Annotated in this window: 20 protein-coding genes; 10 read left to right on the top strand and 10 right to left on the bottom strand. The window is 70.6% G+C overall.

Annotated features, from left to right (window positions below):
- Positions 1-103: 103 nt before the first annotated feature.
- The 3 genes from ACZ6KO_RS27630 to ACZ6KO_RS27620 form a co-directional block, all read right to left on the bottom strand.
- A complete protein-coding gene (locus ACZ6KO_RS27630) occupies positions 104-1,930 on the bottom strand; it encodes an acyl-CoA dehydrogenase (RefSeq protein ID WP_469306728.1) in 1,827 nt (608 codons plus the stop codon).
- 117 nt (positions 1,931-2,047) lie between these two features.
- Positions 2,048-2,416, bottom strand: coding sequence for an ATP-binding protein (locus tag ACZ6KO_RS27625; RefSeq protein WP_469306727.1), 369 nt, complete (start codon positions 2,414-2,416; stop codon positions 2,048-2,050).
- A complete protein-coding gene (locus tag ACZ6KO_RS27620) occupies positions 2,413-2,619 on the bottom strand; it encodes a hypothetical protein (protein WP_469306726.1) in 207 nt (68 codons plus the stop codon). Before ACZ6KO_RS27620 ends, ACZ6KO_RS27625 begins: the two co-directional genes overlap by 4 nt.
- Before the next feature lie 112 nt (positions 2,620-2,731).
- Here ACZ6KO_RS27620 and ACZ6KO_RS27615 point away from each other — a divergent pair, with 112 nt between their 5' ends.
- The 4 genes from ACZ6KO_RS27615 to ACZ6KO_RS27600 are packed head-to-tail and all read left to right on the top strand — an operon-like array spanning position 2,732 to position 5,262.
- Positions 2,732-3,655, top strand: coding sequence for a helix-turn-helix domain-containing protein (locus ACZ6KO_RS27615; RefSeq protein WP_469306725.1), 924 nt, complete (start codon positions 2,732-2,734; stop codon positions 3,653-3,655).
- Positions 3,564-3,767 (top strand): DUF397 domain-containing protein, encoded by a 204-nt coding sequence (locus ACZ6KO_RS27610; RefSeq protein WP_469306724.1) that lies wholly within the window; start codon positions 3,564-3,566, stop codon positions 3,765-3,767. The genes ACZ6KO_RS27615 and ACZ6KO_RS27610 overlap by 92 nt, the downstream gene beginning before the upstream one ends.
- A gap of 48 nt (positions 3,768-3,815) precedes the next feature.
- Positions 3,816-4,274, top strand: coding sequence for an SseB family protein (locus ACZ6KO_RS27605; protein ID WP_469306723.1), 459 nt, complete (start codon positions 3,816-3,818; stop codon positions 4,272-4,274).
- A 28-nt stretch (positions 4,275-4,302) separates the two neighbouring features.
- Positions 4,303-5,262, top strand: a complete 960-nt coding sequence (locus ACZ6KO_RS27600; RefSeq protein WP_469306722.1) for an ArsR/SmtB family transcription factor — start codon at positions 4,303-4,305, stop codon at positions 5,260-5,262.
- Between the two features lie 126 nt (positions 5,263-5,388).
- Here the strand turns inward: ACZ6KO_RS27600 and ACZ6KO_RS27595 are convergent, their stop codons facing one another.
- Positions 5,389-5,883, bottom strand: coding sequence for a hypothetical protein (locus ACZ6KO_RS27595; protein ID WP_469306721.1), 495 nt, complete (start codon positions 5,881-5,883; stop codon positions 5,389-5,391).
- Between the two features lie 187 nt (positions 5,884-6,070).
- Here ACZ6KO_RS27595 and ACZ6KO_RS27590 point away from each other — a divergent pair, with 187 nt between their 5' ends.
- Positions 6,071-7,042, top strand: coding sequence for a pirin family protein (locus tag ACZ6KO_RS27590; RefSeq protein WP_469306720.1), 972 nt, complete (start codon positions 6,071-6,073; stop codon positions 7,040-7,042).
- Between the two features lie 113 nt (positions 7,043-7,155).
- Positions 7,156-8,046 (top strand): hypothetical protein, encoded by an 891-nt coding sequence (locus ACZ6KO_RS27585; protein ID WP_469306719.1) that lies wholly within the window; start codon positions 7,156-7,158, stop codon positions 8,044-8,046.
- Here the strand turns inward: ACZ6KO_RS27585 and ACZ6KO_RS27580 are convergent.
- From ACZ6KO_RS27580 to ACZ6KO_RS27570, 3 genes are all read right to left on the bottom strand, one after another.
- Complete coding sequence (locus ACZ6KO_RS27580; RefSeq protein ID WP_469306718.1) at positions 8,003-8,848, bottom strand: aldo/keto reductase; 846 nt, start codon at positions 8,846-8,848, stop codon at positions 8,003-8,005. The genes ACZ6KO_RS27585 and ACZ6KO_RS27580 overlap by 44 nt on opposite strands.
- Positions 8,782-9,993, bottom strand: coding sequence for a JmjC domain-containing protein (locus ACZ6KO_RS27575; RefSeq protein WP_469306717.1), 1,212 nt, complete (start codon positions 9,991-9,993; stop codon positions 8,782-8,784). Before ACZ6KO_RS27575 ends, ACZ6KO_RS27580 begins: the two co-directional genes overlap by 67 nt.
- Positions 9,994-10,081: 88 nt before the next feature.
- Positions 10,082-10,237, bottom strand: coding sequence for a hypothetical protein (locus ACZ6KO_RS27570; protein ID WP_469306716.1), 156 nt, complete (start codon positions 10,235-10,237; stop codon positions 10,082-10,084).
- Positions 10,238-10,489: 252 nt separating this feature from the next.
- On the opposite strand from ACZ6KO_RS27570, the gene ACZ6KO_RS27565 reads away from it, so the two are divergent.
- Positions 10,490-11,848, top strand: coding sequence for a helix-turn-helix domain-containing protein (locus ACZ6KO_RS27565; protein WP_469306715.1), 1,359 nt, complete (start codon positions 10,490-10,492; stop codon positions 11,846-11,848).
- Here ACZ6KO_RS27565 and ACZ6KO_RS27560 read toward each other — a convergent pair.
- On the bottom strand, positions 11,818-12,351 hold the full coding sequence (locus ACZ6KO_RS27560; RefSeq protein ID WP_469306714.1) for an NUDIX hydrolase: 534 nt from the start codon (positions 12,349-12,351) through the stop codon (positions 11,818-11,820). The genes ACZ6KO_RS27565 and ACZ6KO_RS27560 overlap by 31 nt on opposite strands.
- Before the next feature lie 155 nt (positions 12,352-12,506).
- On the opposite strand from ACZ6KO_RS27560, the gene ACZ6KO_RS27555 reads away from it, so the two are divergent.
- Both ACZ6KO_RS27555 and ACZ6KO_RS27550 read left to right on the top strand, forming a co-directional pair.
- On the top strand, positions 12,507-13,073 hold the full coding sequence (locus ACZ6KO_RS27555) for an RNA polymerase sigma factor (protein ID WP_469306713.1): 567 nt from the start codon (positions 12,507-12,509) through the stop codon (positions 13,071-13,073).
- A 41-nt stretch (positions 13,074-13,114) separates the two neighbouring features.
- Complete coding sequence (locus ACZ6KO_RS27550) at positions 13,115-14,080, top strand: CU044_5270 family protein (RefSeq protein WP_469306776.1); 966 nt, start codon at positions 13,115-13,117, stop codon at positions 14,078-14,080.
- A gap of 21 nt (positions 14,081-14,101) precedes the next feature.
- Here the strand turns inward: ACZ6KO_RS27550 and ACZ6KO_RS27545 are convergent, their stop codons facing one another.
- Together ACZ6KO_RS27545 and ACZ6KO_RS27540 are read right to left on the bottom strand one after the other, a co-directional pair.
- Positions 14,102-15,163, bottom strand: coding sequence for an AI-2E family transporter (locus ACZ6KO_RS27545; protein ID WP_469306775.1), 1,062 nt, complete (start codon positions 15,161-15,163; stop codon positions 14,102-14,104).
- 35 nt (positions 15,164-15,198) lie between these two features.
- Positions 15,199-17,427: a SpoIIE family protein phosphatase gene (locus ACZ6KO_RS27540; protein WP_469306712.1), complete on the bottom strand. Its 2,229-nt coding sequence runs from the start codon at positions 17,425-17,427 to the stop codon at positions 15,199-15,201.
- Between the two features lie 135 nt (positions 17,428-17,562).
- Between ACZ6KO_RS27540 and aspS the strand changes: the two genes are divergently transcribed.
- Positions 17,563-19,392: an aspartate--tRNA ligase gene (gene aspS, locus ACZ6KO_RS27535; protein WP_469306711.1), complete on the top strand. Its 1,830-nt coding sequence runs from the start codon at positions 17,563-17,565 to the stop codon at positions 19,390-19,392.
- Positions 19,393-19,403 lie beyond the last annotated feature (11 nt).

Genomic DNA, 19,403 nt, shown 5'->3' with positions numbered 1-19,403 from the left:
GCGCCTGTGGACAACGGGCCCCGGGTACGGCGGGGCCGGGCCTCCCCGTGCGGAGGAGGCCCGGCCCCGGTCGTCCGTGGGCGCGCTGCCCGGCGGTCGCTTCCTAGAAGGCGGCCTCGTCGAGCTCCATGAGGGAGTTGTCGACGTCCTCGGCCAGCTGACGCTGGACCGAGACGCCCGGCAGGATCTGCGAGGCGAAGAACTTCGCGGCCGCGATCTTGCCCTGGTAGAAGGGCACGTCCTTGGCGGAAGCGGAACCCAGCTTGGCGGCGGCCACGGCCGCGCCCTTGAGCAGCAGGTAACCGACGACCACGTCACCGGACGCCATCAGCAGGCGGGTGGTGTTCTGGCCGACCTTGTAGATGTTCTTGACGTCCTCGCCGGTGGCGGTGAGGTCGACGATCATCTTGCCGACGATGCCCTCGAGGTCGACGGCGGCCTTGGCCAGCGCGTCGCGGGCCGCGGCCAGCTCCTCGCCGCCCTCGCCCTCGGCCAGGAACTTCTTGATCGTCTCGGAGAGGACGTTCAGCGAGGCGCCCTGGTCGCGGACGATCTTCCGGAAGAAGAAGTCCTGGCCCTGGATCGCCGTGGTGCCCTCGTAGAGGGTGTCGATCTTGGCGTCCCGGATGTACTGCTCGATCGGGTATTCCTGGAGGTACCCGGAACCGCCGAAGGTCTGCAGGGACTGCGCGAGCTGCTCGTACGAGCGCTCCGAGCCGTAGCCCTTGACGATCGGCAGGAGCAGGTCGTTCAGGCCGATCGCGGCGGAGGCGTCCTCGCCCGCGGCCTGCTTGAGCTGGATCTCGTCCTGGACCGAGGCCGTGTAGAGCACGAGCGCGCGCATGCCCTCGGCGTACGCCTTCTGCGTCATCAGCGAGCGGCGGACGTCCGGGTGGTGCGTGATGGTGACCTTGGGCGCGGTCTTGTCCATGAAGTTCGCCAGGTCCGGGCCCTGCACGCGCTCCTTGGCGTACTCCAGCGCGTTGAGGTAGCCGGTCGAGAGCGTCGCGATGGCCTTCGTGCCGACCATCATGCGGGCGAACTCGATGATCATGAACATCTGGCGGATGCCGTCGTGCTTGTCGCCGATCAGCCAGCCCTTGGCGGGGTGCTGGTCGCCGAAGGTCATCTCGCACGTGTTGGAGGCCTTCAGGCCCATCTTGTGCTCGACGTTGGTGGCGTAGACGCCGTTGCGCTCGCCCAGCTCGCCGGTCTCCCAGTCGAAGTGGAACTTCGGCACGAGGAAGAGCGAGAGGCCCTTGGTGCCCGGGCCGTGGCCCTCGGGGCGGGCGAGGACGTAGTGGAGGATGTTCTCCTCCATGTCGTGCTCACCGGAGGTGATGAAGCGCTTGACGCCCTCGATGTGCCAGGAGCCGTCCGCCTGCTGGATGGCCTTGGTGCGGCCGGCGCCCACGTCGGAGCCCGCGTCGGGCTCGGTGAGGACCATGGTGGAGCCCCAGCGCTTCTCGACCGCGATCTGGGCGATCTTCTTCTGGGCCTCGTTGCCCTCCTCGTGGAGGATGCCGGCGAAGGCCGGGCCGGAGGAGTACATCCAGATGGCCGGGTTCGAGCCGAGCAGCAGCTCCGCGTAGGACCACACCAGGGAGCGCGGGGAGGTGGTGCCGCCGATCTCCTCGGGCAGGCCCAGGCGCCAGTACTCGGAGTCCATGAAGGCTTCGTAGCTCTTCTTGAACGAGGCCGGGACCGGCGCGGTGTTGGTGGCGGGGTCGAAGACCGGCGGGTTGCGGTCGGCGTCCTCGAAGGAGGCGGCCAGCTCGTTCTCGGCCAGGCGCGCGATCTCGGACAGGACGTCCTTGGCGGTCTCGCTGTCCATCTCCGCGAACGGGCCGGTGCCGTACAGCTTGTCGCGACCGAGGACCTCGAAGAGGTTGAACTCGATGTCGCGAAGATTCGACTTGTAGTGCCCCATGGCGACGGCTCCGTTAAGGATCGGGGAGACAGTTTCCTCGTACATACCAATCGGTAACGTCATGATGCTACCCACCGGTAATAAGAGCAACCCTTCCCCGGTGAACTGTGACCAGCGTCAAAACTCGCACCACACGGTCTTGCTGCCGGGCCCGTGCGTGACGCCCCACCGCACGGCGAGCGCGTCGACCAGCGCCAGCCCGCGTCCGGACTCGTCGCCTTCGTTCGCGCACCTCGGTACGGGCTGCCCGCCCGGCGCGGGGTCGGTGAGCTCGACCCGCGTACGGGTTGCCCTTCCGCCTCCGCCGCCGCTGACCCGCAGGGTGACCGGGGTCCCGGTGCCCACGTGGGCGATCACGTTGGCCAGCAGCTCGGTGACGCACAGCTCGGCGTCTGGATGCCCGTCGGGGCCGAGGTGCTCCCGCACGGCGTGACGCAGGACGGGGGCCGCCTGCGGCACGGCGAGCAGCCGGACGGTGAGGGTCACCGGGGGCCCAGCGCGTCCGCGAGCCGCTGGGCGGTGGCCGGGTTGCAGTTGCCGAGGCTGATCAGGGGCGGGGTCGCGTACGTCCCGGCGTAGGAGAGGAGGTGCAGCTCCAGCGAGGGAAGGGTGATCCCGTGCGCGGCGAGCGCGGCGCGCAGCGCGTCGAGGGCCGCGGTGGCCTCACGGTCGTGGGGGTGGTCGCTCATGCCAAACCCTTTCGTGGCGGACTGTGACGAAGCCCTCACAGGCTGGCGTCTCGCCGCGTACGGTGGGAAGGGTTTCCGGTCCACAGTGCGGAGTGTGGAAAGGCGGGCGATCTTGGCCACGGGCAAGGAGATTGACGGCTCGGCGAGTGTGCCGGCCTTCTACGGCAAGGAGTTGCGCTGGAAGCGGGAAGCGGCGGGCCTGACGCTCGCGCAGGTGGTGGAGGAGATCTTCTACAGCGTGAGCTACCTGAGCGAGATCGAACGGGGGCACCGCAGGATGCCGCTGGACTTGGCTCGCCATGTGGACCGAGTCCTGATGACCGACGGCTTCTTCGCGCGCCGCTGCGAGGACGTCCGCAATGCGCGAGCGAATCAGTACGCGCCGTACTTCGCGGATGCGGTCGAGATGGAGGCGTACGCCCGAAACATCGAGGAGTGGTCCCCCATGATGGTCCCGGGGGTGCTGCAACTGGAGCCGTACATCCGGGAAATCATCCGTGCGTTCAGCCCCCTGGACGATGAGGAGGCGGTCCAGCGAAAGGTGGCGTCGCGCCGTGCTCGCGCCTGGGCCATCGAAGAGCCGGAAGGACCCATTTCCTGGGTCGTCCTCCACGAGTCGATCCTTCGGGATCCCCTAGCTAGTGACGAAGTCATGGCCGAGCAGCTGGACCACGTGGCGGCCGTCGCGCGTCGCCGTCGCTACATTCCACAGATTCTTCCGTGCGGCGTCGGGGCGCACCCCTTCATGATGGGATCGGGTTTCCTCATGAGCTTCAGCGACGCTCCACCAATCATGTACACGGAGGGCATGTACAGCGGCCAAATCATCGACGATCCGGGCATCGTGGAGAAGTACCAGCAGGCGTACAACCGTCTCAGGGCGACCGCGCTGTCACCCGCGGTGTCTCTGAGGATGATCGAGCAAGCAGCGGAGGACTACGGAAATGGCACCCATGCACGTCGACGTGAGCGCAGTCGCCTGGCGGAAGAGCAGCTACAGCGGCGCGGAAGAGGGACTCTGCGTCGAGGTCGCTGACGGGGTCACCGGGGTCGTCCCCGTCCGTGACTCGAAGCGGCGGGACGGCGGAGTCGTGATCGTGTCGGCGACCGCATGGGCCCCGTTCGTCGCGCAGCTAAAGGCTCACTGACCGGAACTCGGCGGCCCCGCCGCCCCCGGCCTCGATAGGGTGGGCGGCATGTACGGCTACGAGCAGAATCCGGGTGCCCAGCAGGGGTACGCGCAGCCGCCCCCGCAGGGCTATGCGCAGCAGGCGCCGCCGCTGTACCCGGAGCCGTCGCCGCCCTCCCTCGCGGACGCGGTGCGGGCCTTCACGACCGGGTCGCTGTCCGCCGAGGACTTCCAGCAGATCTTCGCCTCGTCGAAGGTCTACTGCCCGCGCGGCGAGACCCCCGGGTTCCTGGCCCTGCACAACACGCAGCAGCCGGTGATCCCGATGTTCAGCACGCTCAAGGAGCTGCGCCGGTACGCCGGCAAGGAGTCGAAGTACTTCGTGATCACCGGCGCCGAGGTGATCGACCTGCTGCCCACCGGCTACGGCTTCGTCCTCGACATGGAGGGCGACCACCGGATGGTCTTCGACGCGAAGGCGGTCGAGCAGATGGTCGACTTCGCGATGCGCCGCATGTACGGCTGACGCGACGGCGGAACCGGGGGCGGGTTCGGTGCTGAGGATCCACTTCACGGCGGAGGACCTGCTGGGCGTCACCTTCGCGTCCGAGCCCTATCCGCTGGTCGAGCTGGCCCTCGCGCTCGCCTCCTGGCAGCGCACCGACGAACAGGCCGTTTTCGGCCGCTGGCGGGCCCGGCTGACCCGTGAGCTGCCAGGCCGCACCCGGCCCCTGCTGGGCCTGCTGGGGGCGGACGGCGACAACCCGTGCTTCGTCGAGCCCTTCGTGCGGGACATCGACGAGGGCCTGGCGGAGGTCCGGGAGGCCGGGACCCGGCTCACCGACGTCCAGCTGCACCGCACGCTCGCCCGCGCCCCCGGCTGGGCCGGCTGGCTGCGGTCCCTGTGGGCGCAGGACCCCGCCGCCTGGCGGGAGCTGGACGCGGCGCTGCGGGCCGGGTACGAGAGCGTCATCGCCCCGTACGGGGCCCGGATCCGGCAGTCCTTCCACGCCGACATCGCCTGGCGCACCCGGCTGATGGCGGCCCACGGGATCAAGGCCGCGCTGGCGGGCACCCACCCGGCGGCCCGCTGGTCCGGCACCACCCTGGAGGTCGGGCTGCCGCCGGACTACGAGGTGCACCTGGCCGGGCGCGGCCTGCTGCTGATGCCGTCGGCGTTCTGGACGGGCCGGCCGCTGCTGGCGGAGCTGACCGAGGGGCCGCCGGTGCTGGTCTACCCCTCGCTGACCCCGTTCCCCCTGACCGCGGCGGAGCCTCCGGTGGGCGCCCTGGACGCGCTGCTGGGGCGGACCCGGGCGGCCGTGCTGCAACGGCTGGTGGAGGGCCGTACGACCAGCGAGCTCGCCCGTGACCTGGACATCAGCCTGCCGTCGGTCTCCGAGCACACGCGCACGCTGCGCGCGGCGGGCCTGATCACCACCCGCCGGGACGGCAAGGCGGTGCTGCACGCGGCCACCGGGCTGGGCGTGGACCTGCTGTACCGGGCGCGCTGAGGGGCCGTACGGGCCAGGGGTTCGTTTCGGGCACGGCCGAAACGTTCGCGGGGCCGGCCCCGTGTCGCCGAACATGAGTACGGCGGGGAGCGGGAGTTACGGGGGGCTCCCCGCCGTACCACCTCTTCAGAGGTGGCGGGCCAGTCGGTGGCGCCAGACGACCGCGACCACGCCGAGGGCCCCGAGGCCGAGGAAGCCGTACGTCCAGACCGTCGCGAGGTCGGGCCGGTGGGCCAGGCAGATCCTGATGCCCGCGAAGACGACGGCGCCGACGACGTAGTCCATGCCGGAGAAGTAGTCGTAGTCCCCGTCCGCATCCGCGCGCGCCTTCGCGGCGGCCACCGCCCAGCGCAGCAGCAGGCAGCCGGCCAGGCAGAACGCGGCCCAGGCGGCCAGGTAGGCCCAGGGCGGGCCCGGTCGCGGCTCCATCGGCAGGCCGGTGGCCGCCCACCGGTAGGCGGCGTAGCCCAACAGGACGAGCACGGCCGTGGAGGCGAGGGAGCGCAGCAGGGCGGAGACCGGCGCGGGCAGCCGCCGCCGGGCGGCCTCCTCCGCCTTTTCCGTCTCCTCCGCCTCTTCCGCGGATCCGGTGGTGCCGTCCGGTGCCGGGCTGCTGGTCACGCTGTTCCCCCGAGGTCGTCGACGCGGTGCCGTGTGGTGTGCGGCGGTGCGCTCGTTCTCCTCGGGTAGACGCCATGGCGCGGCCGCGGGTTGTCCGGGTCCGGGAATGCCGGCGGGACATCCATGGTTCCTGCGGGTGGCAGAAAGTTCGAGTTTCAACTAAACTCGACGCAGAAGGAGGCCCACCATGCCTGCAGTGACTGTTGAGAACCCGCTGACCCTGCCGCGTGTGACCGCCCCGGCCGACGCCGTGGCCCGTCCCGTACTGGCCGTGACGAACGCGCCGAGCGGCTTCGAGGGTGAGGGGTTCCCCGTGCGCCGGGCGTTCGCGGGGATCAACTACCAGTACCTGGACCCGTTCATCATGATGGACCAGATGGGTGAGGTGGAGTACGCGCCGGGCGAGCCCAAGGGCACGCCGTGGCACCCGCACCGCGGCTTCGAGACCGTCACGTACATCATCGACGGGATCTTCGACCACCAGGACTCCAACGGCGGTGGCGGCACCATCACCAACGGCGACACCCAGTGGATGACCGCGGGCTCGGGCCTCCTGCACATCGAGGCCCCGCCGGAGCACCTCGTCATGTCCGGCGGCCTCTTCCACGGCCTCCAGCTGTGGGTGAACCTGCCGGCCAAGGACAAGATGATGGCCCCGCGCTACCAGGACATCCGCGGCGGCAACGTCCAGCTGCTGACGTCACCCGACGGCGGCGCGCTGCTCCGGGTGATCGCCGGTGAGCTGGACGGCCACCAGGGCCCCGGCATCACGCACACGCCGATCACGATGATCCACGCGACGCTGGCTCCGGGCGCGGAGATCACCCTGCCGTGGCGCGAGGACTTCAACGGCCTGGCGTACGTACTCGCGGGCAAGGGCTCGGTCGGTGCCGAGCGCCGTCCGGTCCACATGGGCCAGACCGCCGTCTTCGGCACCGGTTCCTCGCTCACCGTCCGCGCGGACGAGAAGCAGGACTCGCACACGCCGGAACTGGAGGTCGTGCTCCTCGGCGGACAGCCGATCCGCGAGCCCATGGCCCACTACGGTCCGTTCGTCATGAACAGCCAGGCCGAACTCCAGCAGGCCTTCGAGGACTTCCAGAAGGGCCGCCTGGGCACCATCCCGGCCGTACACGGCATGACCGAGGGCGGCCTGTAGGCCTCACCAGAGCCACCTGCGGACGGGTCCGGTCTGGATATGGACGGGGCCCGTCCAGGCTCCACTGGAGGAGGGCCTGCTGCTAGGGTCGTCCGCTCGCCGAGGAGGTCATGATGGCTGTTTCCCTGCCGGTCGCTACCCGAGTGGACCTGCGCCGTCAGCCGGTCGAAGACGTGCTGGAGCGTGTGGAAGGGGCGCTGCACGTGCGATTGGATCGGCAGGCGCTGGTACGTAAGCGCCGTTCCTTGGGCGGCCGAACAGAGCGGGATACGTGGGTTCGTATCGAGCGGCGGGGATTCGAGCGGATCGGCCCCCAGGGCTGGAACGGGACCGAGGCCGCCGCCGTGCTGCAAGGGGTCTCGATGCCCGAGTGGTACCAGGGCGTGGCGTGGCGCGAGCCGGGCGAACCGGTGATGTGGCGTGCGGATGAGCTGGAGCTGCTTGCGTCGCCGTCTGTCGCCAAGGGCGCCTTGGCGCTCGAAGATCCGGGCCTACCGGATGCCTGGTGGGCAGCGCTGAACGCCTCGCTGGACGCCCTCGCGGACCAGCAGACGCCGCGGATGGCGACGCCGGACACGGTGACGATTACCCAGGAGCAGGTGACGCGGACACTCGGCGAGGTCTTCCCCGGCATTGCCGATACGCGGATCGAGCGGTGGGCGCCGGCTCATGCGGATCTGACCTGGGCCAACGTGATGGGACCAGAGTTCTCCATCATCGACTGGGAGGACTGGGGCATGGCGCCCCGGGGCCTGGACGCCGCAACGCTGTGGGGCAACGCGCTGGCCGTCCCGGCGCTCGCGGACCGCATCCGCCAGGAGCGGCGTGCGGACCTGGAGAGCCGGGACGGCAAGCTGATGTCGCTGTACTTCCTGTCGAAGATCGTCGGACCCCACGCGCACGAGGAGGATCCGCTGCTGGCGCCGGCCCGGAAGGAGGCCGAGCGCCTGGTGGCCGGGCTCAGCTCTGACGGCGCCCATGCAGGGCCCGCAGGTACCGACTGACGGCGGTGGCGTCCACCTCCGCGCCCAGGGCCTGGACCAGCTGGGCCAGGTGACCGGGGTTGTCCGTGCCGACAGCCACTGCGGCTGCACTCGGCAGGTGGAACGCGGTACGGAATGCTGCCTGCGCGCGGGACAAGCCATCGTGGGGCGGTCGGAGGAACGGGCGGGGGTCGAAGTCCTCCCAGCCCTTCCCTTTGCCGCCCCCGAAGGGGCTCATGCCCCAGGTCTCGCCCGTCTGCCAGGCGTTGCGCAGGACGGCCGTCGCGTCCAAGAGGTCGATGCCCACCAGAAACCCGGCCCGGACCATGAGGACGTCCGGAGACGGCAGGTCGGCCACCCCGACCATGCCGATCGGGCGAGTGTCCCAAGAGGACACACCCCAGGTGCGGCACAGGCCGTCGCGGGCCGCGTCGACCAAGGCGGTGCAAGCGCTGCCGAGGAGGGCATGGCCATCGGCCGGAGACATGCCCGCGAGGCTCCGCTCGGGGTTGTGGAGGAGAACAGTCTCAGGTTCTCTGCCGAGTTCCAGGGCCGCTCGCTCGATGGCCAGCCGCAGCCGGACCGGATCGAGGGAGTGCTCAGCACCTCTGGCGCCCGGGAAGAAGCCCACCTTGGTGGAGAGGGCGAACTTCGGCAGTAGATCAGCGGCCGCCTCGGCCAGCACCGCGTGCGAGCGGAAGCCGAGGTAGGCAGTCGCGGTGTCCAGAGCGGTGACGCCGAGGTCGAGTGCGGCCGTCAGGATGTCGCGGTGGTGACGAGACCGGTGTAGGCCGAGGACAAGGCGGGGGTCAGCTCCGTGCACAGTTCCTCCCTCAGCAGGATCTCGGCGAGCTGTTCCACGTCCAGGCCGGTCTTCGCGGCGGCGTCGGCGATGTCGACGGGGTGGCCGCTCAGCAGCAGGGCGAGGGCGGGGTACGCCTTGCCGGAGAAGGAGAGCTTCTTGCCTGCGGCGAGGACGTCCACGGTGTCGGCGTGCTGCTCGATCACGGGCTCGAAGTCGGTGACGCACACAACGGCCGCCGGCTCACCGAACAGCCCGGTGGCCGGGACATGCCGGGCGGCCAGGCGTTCCCGCTCCCGAGCATCGAAGAAGTCCTGCGGGGTCAGCTTCGTAGCCATCTCGGCGACGGCGTCGGCCAGGAGCCGCTGCTGCCCCTCCCACTGGCCAGGGGAGTTCCAGCGGTCCAGGTCGTACCGGAACAGCTCCTGCGTCCGGGCCTGGTCGGCCAGCCAGGCCAGCCAGTTCACGCCGACGCGCTTCACGATGCCGAAGGTGGCGTGCAGGCTGTAGCCGTCACCCTGGTCGTCCCGGGTGGCCTGGTGCCAGAAGCCGCGCGGGATGTGCATCACGTCGCCGGGCTGCATGACGCCCTGCCACACGATCTCGTGGCTGGGCTCGGAGTTGGGGGCGGAGTCGCGGTACATCGGCACCTTGCGCGAGGAGCCGCGGACTTCCCAGCTCTTGCGGCCGGCGAGCTGGACGATCACGACGTCGTGATCGTCCCAGTGGAGCTTGAAGCCGCTGGCGTCCTGGGTGGTCAGGTAGGCGTTCACCTGCACCAGCTCACGGGCCCACCACTGAAGCGCACGGCATGTGGCCTCCATGGCCGGGTCGAAGAAGTCGACCTCGTCCAGAACCATGGTGCAGCCCTCGCGCATCAGCGCGCCGACGCGGCGCATGTCGGCCATGGGGATGGCCTGCCCCCGCCGGGTGACGGAGGGATGGATGTAGCGGCCGGGGTGCAGTTCGGCGCCGTCCTGGAAGATGCGGAACTGGGGGGTGGTGACACTGCGACGCATCACCAGGTCCAGCAGCTTCTTGGGGTTGAGCAGGCGATCGAGCAGATCGAGATCCTCGATGGTTCCCCGGGCGAAAGCGGCCCCGAGTTCCCCGGGGCCGTCCCAGCCGAGGGCCTTCTCCATCGCCGTGACGAAGTGGTGGTCCACGCGTTCCTCCGGTCTGCGTCATGAGGTGAGGACCGGGGGCCGCCATGGATGACGAGCCCCCGGTTGGTGCTGTGGCGTGCTGGTGGTGCTACTCCTGCGGGAGGTTCAGGCCGTCGCGGTTCTCGCCGTTGTCACCCGCGGAGGTGCCCGTGGGGTCGGACTCCGCCGCTTCTGCGGTGAAGCGGTCCTGGACCTTGATCAGGCTCTCGACGCCGATCAGCAGGTCTTCCTTCTGCGCTGCCATGTGGGTCTCCGTTTCCTGGAAGTCCAGGGCCGACGAATGCCGGCCCAGCCCGTTGCGGGCGTGCCTCACCTGCCCAGCGTTTCCGGGCCGGTGAGGAGACCAAGGCGGTCGTCCTCGGTCGCTTCGCCATGTGCAGAAGGATCGCGATCAGGGCCGGGTGCCAGAAAGGCCAAGCGGATTACCCAACGTGGGTAACATCACGCTCGGTTGAGACCTTGAAGCGATCCGTAGTCCTCCTCCGGAGCGTGCCCGATGCCCGAGCCACGTCGTGCGAAGGAACTCCCCGCAAGCCTGCTCACCGATCCTGAGATGCTCGACGCGTGCCGCGTACGCGACTTCGCGAGGGTCTTCCGGCTGGTCAAGGCCCGGGCAGGCATCTACCCGTCGGTGATCGCGCGGCAGTGCGAGCTGACGCCGAGCCGGGTGGGCGAGGTCATCGCGGGTCAGCGGCAGCTTCTCCACATGGACGTGATCGAGCGGATCGCCGACGGCTTGCGCATCCCGGGCCACATGCTCGGGCTCGCCCGACGGGAGTGGGAGACGCCGCCCGCGCTTGCCGTGACCGAACGGGAGCCGACCGAGCCGGTGCACCCGCCTGCCGAACCCAGGCGGCTTCCCGCGTTACCCGGGGTGGAGGTGGACAGCATCCTCGCCCTGGCCGCCGGGACCAACCCGAGCCCGTCCACGCTCCAGGCGCTCCGGTCCTCGATCGAGGACTACTGGCGACGCGACGACGAGCACGGAGGCGAGACCTTGCGCCCCGCCGTCGTCGGCCAGCTGCGATACGTCCAAGGACTGCTGAAAGAACGGCGCTCGGCACCGATACAGCACGGCCTGTACGGCATCGCCGCGGAACTGGCACGGCTCACCGGATGGACGTACTTCGACGCCCGCCAGTACCACCAGGCGCGTGCCTACTTCTCGGAGTCCCTGCAACTGGCCAGGGAGATCGACGACCACCCCTTCATGGCGAACGTGCTCGCCTGCATGAGCCTGCAAGCGACCTACCAGGACAAGTCGGCGGATGCCCTGGCACTGGTGTCCGCCGCCCAGGACCAGGCGCGCGCCGTGAGCGGGACGACGCCGAGGGTGCGGGCCATGCTGGCGATGAGGGAGGCGTTCGCCCATGCCACCCTGGGCGACAAGAGAGCCACGCACGCAGCGATCTCCGAGGCGCACAGTCAGTTCGAGCGCATCCGGCCCGGAGACCCCGACCCGGCATGGGTGACGTACTTCGATGAGCCGAAGCTCATCGTGGACACCGGCATCGCACATGGCCGACTGGGTGAGGCCGCCATCGCCGAACCGCTGATCGCGGATGCGCTGGAGCGGGAGGACCAGGCGAATCAGCGGGGCCGTGCCTTTCACGCCTTCTGGCTCGCCCGTACGCAGCTCCAGCGGGGCAAGGTAGAGCAGGCGTGTCACACGGCGACGGAGGCGCTTGTGCCCGCCGCAGCGGTGACCTCGGCGCGGGTGGCCGGACACCTTCGCGAGTTCTATGAGCAGCTTGCGCCGCATCGCGAGGTGCCGGCCGCGGTGGCCTTCGAGGCCCGGCTACGTGAGGTGCTGCCGGTTCCCGGTCAGCGGACCCCTTCGTCCATGAGGACGTAGAGCAGGCCGACGAGGGAGCCGCTGCTGACGATCTCGCGGCGGTCGATCATGCCTCGGATGTTCGCCAGCGGGATCCACTCGACGCGGTCCGACTCGTTCTTCTCGGTCGGCGGCCCGTCGTACGTGGCGCCGTCGGCCCGGAACAGGTGGTGCTGGGAGTCGGTGATGCCGTTCGCGGGTTCGGCGTAGACGAGGGGCTTCATCGGGCCGGGCCGCCAGCCGGTCTCTTCGAGGACTTCGCGGGCGGCAGCCTCGCCGGGGGTCTCGTCCGTTTCGACCAGGCCCATGGGCAGTTCCCAGGCCCATGCGTCCGTGATGAAGCGGTGGCGCCACATCATCAGGACCTCTTGGCGGTCGTTGATGACGGCGGCCACGGCCAGGTGGCGGAGCTTGACGACGTGGTGTTCCCAGCGGTGCCCGTCCGGCGTCTCGACGTCGGTGAGCCAGAGGTTCACCCACTTGTTCTCGTAGATCGGACGTTCCCCGTGGATCTTCCACTGCATCGCTGCGGCCCCTCTCGATCGGCCTCCAGCATCGCAGAGCACGCCGGAGTTGACGTCGGGTTCTTGCCCCTGCCGTCTCCTCGTAGAGCTCGCGGACCGTGAAGGTGTGAGGCAGGTCACGTGCAATGGGGTGGGGGCTGCGGACACTACCCGGTGTGGACCAGCAACTGTTCGCGGAGATCTATGACGCACACGCCGGAGCGGTGTACGCGCATGCCGTGCGGATGACGTCCGATCGGGTGGGAGCCGAGGACATCGTTTCCCTCACCTTCCTCGAGGCCTGGCGGCTCCGTGACACGCTCGAGGTGGTCGGCAGCCGGCGGGCCTGGCTGCTGGGCATCGCGACGAACGTCCTGAGGAACACGCGCAGGGCCAGGCGCCGCCACCGCGAGGCGATGGCCCGGTTGCCGCGGCCCGAGGCGGTACCGGACGTGGCGGACGCCGTCGTATCCCGGCTCACGGACTCGGCCCGGGCGGCGGCCGTCCTGGCTGCGCTGGGCCGGCTCCGCCGTACGGACCGCGAGGTCCTGCTGCTGTGCGTGTGGTCCGGCCTCAGCCACGGCGAGGTGGCGCTCGCGTGCGGCGTGTCCGTGGGGACGGTGCGCTCCCGGCTGTTCCGGGCACGGCGTCGGCTGCGCGAGCTCGTGGCCGTTCAGCTTGCCGAGGCCTCGGCCGGCGGGCGCTCGCCGGTGGCTCGTACCGCACGGGAGGGAAACCTGTGAACGCCCACGAGACACGACCCGAGCCGTCCGGCTCCGGAGAGATGACGCGGCTGCTGCCCGGGCTCTCCGACACGGACCTTCCCTTTCACGGGCGCCGACGGGTCAGGGACCACCTGATGCGCGAAACCGCGCCGGGTGCCGGTGCCCGCCCCGCGTCGGTCCGGTCCCGTCGCCGGGTTGTTCTGTTCCTGGCCGCGGGCGGTGCGACGTGCGCCGTGGTCCTGGCCGTCGCCCTCGGTGTGCCCGGTTCCGGCGGGCCGCCGGCCGTCGCGAAGCCCGAGCCGGCCGCTGTGCGGCTGCTGGACCGCGTGGCCATGGCGGCGCATGCGGCGCCGGCGCCGGCCGTTCGGGACGGGCAGTTCCTCTACACGAGGACGGTCGGTCACTCCACGTCCTTGTCCGAGACGCCGAGCGGGGAGATCGCAGCGGCCCGGACGGACGAGTCCGCCGAGCGATGGGTATCGGTCGACGGATCGTCCGGCACGGTCACGCGCACGGCCGGGGGAACGACGACAGCCCCGGCCGGAGGGAAGGACAGGGCCACGATCAACGGTCCCACGTACCGCTTTCTCGAATCCCTCCCCACGGACCCGGACCGTCTGCTGGAACTGATCTACGCCGACGCCGGGCTGAACCACGGTTCCGGTTCCGGCTCGACGACCGGTCCCGATCAGCAGGCGTTCGTGGCGATCGGTGACCTGCTGCGGACCGTCGAGGCGCCGCCGGGGGTGAGCGCTGCTCTTTACCGTGCTGCCGCTCGTATCCCCGGTGTCGTTCTCGTTCCCGAGGCGACGGACGCCGTCGGCCGGACAGGTGTGGCCGTCGCCCGTGTCCACCAGGGGGAGCGGACCGAATGGATCTTCGACAGGGAGAGCATGCGCCTGCTCGGGGAGCGCACGGTGCTGCTCAAGGACAGTGCCTGGGGGAAGGCCGGCACGCCCGTCACGTCCGTCGCCCTCGTCGCCCGGGGGGTTGCGGACGGGGTGGGGCAGGTTCCGGGCCGGTAGCGGGCGTCTCGCCGGCCGGGGCTACGCGGGACCCACGGGGCCGGGGGCGGCTTCGGACGTGTACCGGGAGCGGAGTTCCGAGATCACGCCGAACGCCGCCGCCGTCAGGGGCACCGCCAGGAGCATGCCCAGGATTCCGGCGACGCTCGCGCCCGCCGTGATCGCCAGCATCACCACGGCCGGGTGCATCTGGACCGTACGGCTCTGGATCATCGGCTGGAGCACGTGGCCCTCCAGCACCTGGACGGCCAGGACGACGCCCAGCGCCCACAGGCCGATCACCCAGCCCCGGTCGGCGAAGGCGACCAGGACGGCGACCGCGCCGGAGATCACGGCGCCGAGGTAGGGGATGTACGCGCCGACGAACACCAGCGCGCCCAGGCCCACCGCGCCCGGCACCTGGAGGACCAGCAGACCGGCGGTGATGGCGATGGCGTCGATGAGCGCGATGAAGGTGGTGCCGCGCATGAAGCCCTCGACGGCCTCGTAGGCGCGCCGGCCCATCGCCTCCAGCATGTCCCCGGTCTCGCGCGGCGCGAGCGAGCGCAGGGTGCCGGCCGCCCGGTGGGAGTCGCGCAGGAAGAAGAAGATCAGCAGCAGCGCGAGGACGGCGGTCGCGATCATCTCGCCGACCACGCTGATGCCGGTGATCACGCCGGAGGCGGCCGTACTGCCGAACCGCGACAGCAGCTCCTTGGCGTTCTTGGCCAGGTCCTCCAGCGAGGTGCCCGCCGCCCCGAAGTGCGTGGCGAGGTCCTCTCCGACCCGGCGCAGGCTGAGGAGGATCTGGTCGCCGGTGTCGATGAGCGCCGCCACCACGATGTACGTCGCACCGCCCATGACCGCGACGATGACCAGGGAGGTCAGCGCGGCGGACAGCGAGCGGTGCAGCCCCATGCGGATCAGCCGCTGGTGCAGGGGCCCGAGCAGCGCCGTACCCAGCAGGGCCAGCAGGACCGGCGTCACGGCGGTCTTGAAGACGATGATCAGCCAGACCAGCACCGCGGCCACGCCGGTGACCAGCAGGAACACGATGCACCAGGCGGCGAGCCGGCGGACGGGCGCGGGGAGGAGGGAGCTCAGCACGCCGTCATCCAACCATGATCGGGGCGGGAGCCTCAGCCGGCCGCGGACCCCGCGTCCGCCTCGGCCTTGGACTGCTCATGCAGTTCGAACCAGATCGACTTGCCCTCGCCCCGCGGGTCCACGCCCCAGGTGTCCGCGAGCATCTCCAGCAGCAGCACCCCGCGCCCGCTGGAGGCCATCTCGCCCGGGTGGCGCTTGTGCGGCAGCTCGTCGCTGCCGTCCGCGACCTCCACGCGCAGCCGGCGCGCCCCGAGCTCGCCCACGGCCTCCGCGACCAGGGCCGCGTCGCCGTCGGTGTGCATCAGCACGTTGGTGACCATCTCGGAGACCATCAGCACCGCCGAGTCCACCTGCTCGAGGTCGGCCCAGTCGTGCAGCAGCTCGCGGATCTGGCGGCGGGCGCCCGCGATGCGCTCCGGCTCGGCCTGCGCCACCGTCAGCACCGTCCGGCGGGCCGGACGGGCGCGGTGGGCCAGCGGCGCGCCGCAGCCGCAGCCCGGACCCTCGCGGCACAGCAGGACCACGGCTATGTCGTCCTCGCGGCGGTCGGCGAGCGGACCGGTGGTGTGGTGCGAGGACGGCCCGTGGACGGCCTGCACCAGCAGGTCCGCCAGCCGCTCCAGGTGGCCCGGGGCCGGTACCCCGCCGTCGCCGTCGCCGTCGTGCAGGCCGGACTCCAGGTCGGACTCCAGGATCGCCCGCAGCCGCGCCCAGCCGGTGTCCAGGTCGTGCCCGCCGGTCTCGATGAGCCCGTCGGTGCACAGCATCATCGTCTCGCCGGGCTCCAGGGTGAACCGGGTGGTCGGGTAGTCGGTGTCCGGGACGATGCCCAGCGGCAGCCCGCCCGCCGTGGGCCGCATCAGCACGGTGCCGTCGGTCATCCGGACCACCGGGTCGGGGTGGCCGGCCCGGGCAACCTCCAGCACGCCGGTCTCCGGGTCGCACTCGACGTACAGGCAGGTCGCGAAGCGGGGGCTGTGGAAGTCGGCGTCGTCGTACGGCTCGGCGGGGACGCCCGCGGGGTCCGTACCGCGGTCGTTCGCGTGCAGGCCGGCCAGGAAACGGGAGGCGCGCGAGAGCACCGCGTCCGGGCGGTGGCCCTCGGAGGCGTACGCCCGTACGGCGATCCGCAGCTGTCCCATCAGCCCGGCGGCCCGTACGTCGTGCCCCTGCACGTCGCCGATGACCAGGGCGAACCGTCCCGAGGGCAGCGGGATCATGTCGTACCAGTCGCCGCCGACCTGGAGGCCGCCGCCGGTCGGCACGTAGCGCGCCGCGATCTGCATGCCGGGGATCTCGGGGCCGAGCGTGGGCATCATCGAGCGCTGCAGGCCCGTGGTGAGCTCCCGCTCGGACTCGGCCACCCCGGCCCGCTGGAGGGCCTGGGCCAGCATCCGGGCCACCGTGGTCAGCACCGACCGCTCGTCGGGCGAGAAGGACACGGGGTGCTTGAACGCGGCCATCCAGGCGCCCATGGTGCGGCCGGCGACGATCAGCGGCACGAAGGCCCAGGAGGCCCGGTCGAAGCGCTGGGCGAGCGCCCACGTGGCGGGGAAGCGGCGCTTGTAGTCCTCGGGGGTGGGCAGGTAGACCGCCCGGCCGGTGCGGACCACCTCGGCGGCCGGGTAGGCGGTGTCCAGCCGCATCTCCGTGAAGGGGGCCTCGTCGCCGGGGCTGTGCCCGTGGTGCCCGATGACCGACAGCCGCTCGCCCTCGACGCCGAAGACCGCCAGGCCGTCCGGGCTGAACCCGGGCATCGACAGGGAAGCCGCCACCCGCAGCACCTCGGCGGTGGACCGGGCCTCGGCCAGCGCGCGGCCGGCGTCCAGCAGGAACGCCTCGCGCGAGCGGCGCCAGTCGCCGGTGATGGGGGTGTGGGCGGCGGTGGTGCCGGGCTGGGGCTCGGCGATCTCCTGGAGGGTGCCGATGAGCTCGTAGTCGACGCGGCCGTCGCCGGCGCGGTTCTCCACCGGCTTGGAGCGGGTGCGTACGGTGCGCAGGACGCGCCCGTCCTCGTCCATGATCCGCAGCCGGGCCTCGGCGAGGGTGCCCTCGACGACGGCGAGGTTCACGATGCCGTTGATCTCGTTCCAGTCCACCGGGTGGAAACGGGAACGCACGGCAACCTCGGGCAGGACGACCGGTTCCGCGGGCAGGCCGAGCAGCCGGGCGGCCTCGCCGTCGAGGGTGACCGTCCCGGAGGCGTTGTCCCATCGCCACAGGCCCGTCGCGATCGCGGCCAGGACGTCCTCGGTGCGCACGAGGCCATCTTTACAGGTCGCCGTGGTGCGCCGCCCCTCCTGCGGGGCCGGGGCGGGGGCCGTGGCGGGGCCGGAGCGGACGGTAACCTTGGGGAGGCTGAATTCCACCTGCTATCGCGAAGAACTGGATGAATGATGCATCGGTACAGGTCCCACTCCTGCGGCGAGCTCCGCGCCTCTGACGTCGGCACCGACGTCCGGCTGAGCGGCTGGCTGCACAATCGTCGAGACCTGGGCGGCATCCTCTTCATCGATCTGCGCGACCACTACGGCATCACGCAGCTCGTCGCCCGTCCCGGCACCGCGGCTGCCGAGGCCCTGGACAAGCTCTCCAAGGAGACGGTGATCCGGGTCGACGGCAAGGTCGTCTCGCGCGGCGCCGAGAACATCAACCCCGAGCTGCCCACCGGCGAGATCGAGATCGAGGCCGCCGAGGTCGAGGTGCTCGGCGCGGCCGCCCCGCTGCCCTTCACGATCAACACCGACGACGGTGTGAACGAGGAGCGCCGCCTGGAGTACCGCTTCCTCGACCTGCGCCGCGAGCGCATGCACCGCAACATCATGCTGCGCTCGGCGGTCATCGCCTCCATCCGCTCGAAGATGGTGGCCCTCGGCTTCAACGAGATGGCGACCCCGATCCTGACCGCGACCTCCCCCGAGGGCGCGCGCGACTTCGTGGTGCCCTCCCGCCTGAACCCGGGCAAGTTCTACGCCCTGCCGCAGGCGCCGCAGCAGTTCAAGCAGCTGCTGATGATCTCCGGCTTCGACCGGTACTTCCAGATCGCGCCCTGCTTCCGCGACGAGGACGCCCGCGCCGACCGCTCGCCGGGCGAGTTCTACCAGCTCGACGTCGAGATGTCGTTCGTCGAGCAGGAGGACGTCTTCCAGCCGATCGAGAAGCTGATGACCGAGCTCTTCACCGAGTTCGGCGGCGGCCGCGAGGTCACCTCGCCGTTCCCGCGGATCCCGTTCCGCGAGTCGATGCTCAAGTACGGCAACGACAAGCCCGACCTGCGCGCCAAGCTGGAGCTCGTCGACATCACCGACGTCTTCGAGGGCTCGGAGTTCAAGGCGTTCGCCGGCAAGCACGTGCGTGCGCTGGCCGTACCGGACACCGCCGCGCAGCCGCGCAAGTTCTTCGACGGTCTCGGCGACTTCGCCGTCTCGCTCGGCGCGAAGGGCCTGGCCTGGGTGCGCGTGGGCGAGGACGGCACGCTGACCGGCCCGATCGCGAAGTTCCTCACCGAGGAGAACGTCAAGGTCCTCACCGAGCGCCTGGGCCTGGTCGCGGGCCACGCGGTGTTCTTCGGCGCGGGCGAGTTCGACGAGGTCTCCAAGATCATGGGCCCGGTCCGGGTCGAGGCCGCCAAGCGCGCCGGCCACTTCGAGGAGAACGTCTTCCGGTTCTGCTGGATCGTCGACTTCCCGATGTACGAGAAGGACGAGGAGACCGGCCGGATCGACTTCTCCCACAACCCGTTCTCCATGCCGCAGGGCGGCATGAAGGACCTGGAGGAGAAGGACCCGCTGGACATCCTGGCGTGGCAGTACGACATCGTCTGCAACGGCATCGAGCTGTCCTCCGGCGCCATCCGCAACCACGAGCCCGAGGTCATGCTGAAGGCCTTCGAGATCGCCGGTTACGAGGCGGAGACCGTCGAGCGCGAGTTCGCCGGCATGCTGCGCGCGTTCCGCCTCGGCGCCCCGCCGCACGGTGGCATCGCCCCGGGTGTCGACCGCATCGTGATGCTGCTGGCCGACGAGCCGAACATCCGCGAGACGATCGCGTTCCCGCTGAACGGCAACGCGCAGGACCTGATGATGGGCGCGCCGACGGTGCTGGAGGAGGCCCGTCTGCGCGAGCTGAACATCGCGCTGCGCAAGCCGGTGGAGACGAAGGCCGACGCCAAGCCGGCCGACGCCAAGCCGGTCGCGGAGGCCGTCCACCCGGACGCGGCGCGGTAACCGACGCCGTC

It is taken from the genome of Streptomyces sp. NPDC042102, from assembly GCF_055582305.1.
The sequence above is the reverse complement of the archived record's forward strand: the minus strand, read 5'-3'. Positions and strand labels throughout refer to the sequence as shown.

Bases quoted from the DNA above. Each gene is read 5' to 3' on its own strand.
- ACZ6KO_RS27630 (WP_469306728.1), bottom strand. From the start codon at position 1,930: ATGGGGCACTACAAGTCGAATCTTCGCGACATCGAGTTCAACCTCTTC.
- ACZ6KO_RS27620 (WP_469306726.1), bottom strand. From the start codon at position 2,619: ATGAGCGACCACCCCCACGACCGTGAGGCCACCGCGGCCCTCGACGCG.
- ACZ6KO_RS27610 (WP_469306724.1), top strand. From the start codon at position 3,564: ATGGCACCCATGCACGTCGACGTGAGCGCAGTCGCCTGGCGGAAGAGC.
- ACZ6KO_RS27605 (WP_469306723.1), top strand. From the start codon at position 3,816: ATGTACGGCTACGAGCAGAATCCGGGTGCCCAGCAGGGGTACGCGCAG.
- ACZ6KO_RS27590 (WP_469306720.1), top strand. From the start codon at position 6,071: ATGCCTGCAGTGACTGTTGAGAACCCGCTGACCCTGCCGCGTGTGACC.
- ACZ6KO_RS27585 (WP_469306719.1), top strand. From the start codon at position 7,156: ATGGCTGTTTCCCTGCCGGTCGCTACCCGAGTGGACCTGCGCCGTCAG.
- ACZ6KO_RS27570 (WP_469306716.1), bottom strand. From the start codon at position 10,237: ATGGCAGCGCAGAAGGAAGACCTGCTGATCGGCGTCGAGAGCCTGATC.
- ACZ6KO_RS27565 (WP_469306715.1), top strand. From the start codon at position 10,490: ATGCCCGAGCCACGTCGTGCGAAGGAACTCCCCGCAAGCCTGCTCACC.
- ACZ6KO_RS27560 (WP_469306714.1), bottom strand. From the start codon at position 12,351: ATGCAGTGGAAGATCCACGGGGAACGTCCGATCTACGAGAACAAGTGG.
- ACZ6KO_RS27550 (WP_469306776.1), top strand. From the start codon at position 13,115: ATGACGCGGCTGCTGCCCGGGCTCTCCGACACGGACCTTCCCTTTCAC.
- aspS (WP_469306711.1), top strand. From the start codon at position 17,563: ATGCATCGGTACAGGTCCCACTCCTGCGGCGAGCTCCGCGCCTCTGAC.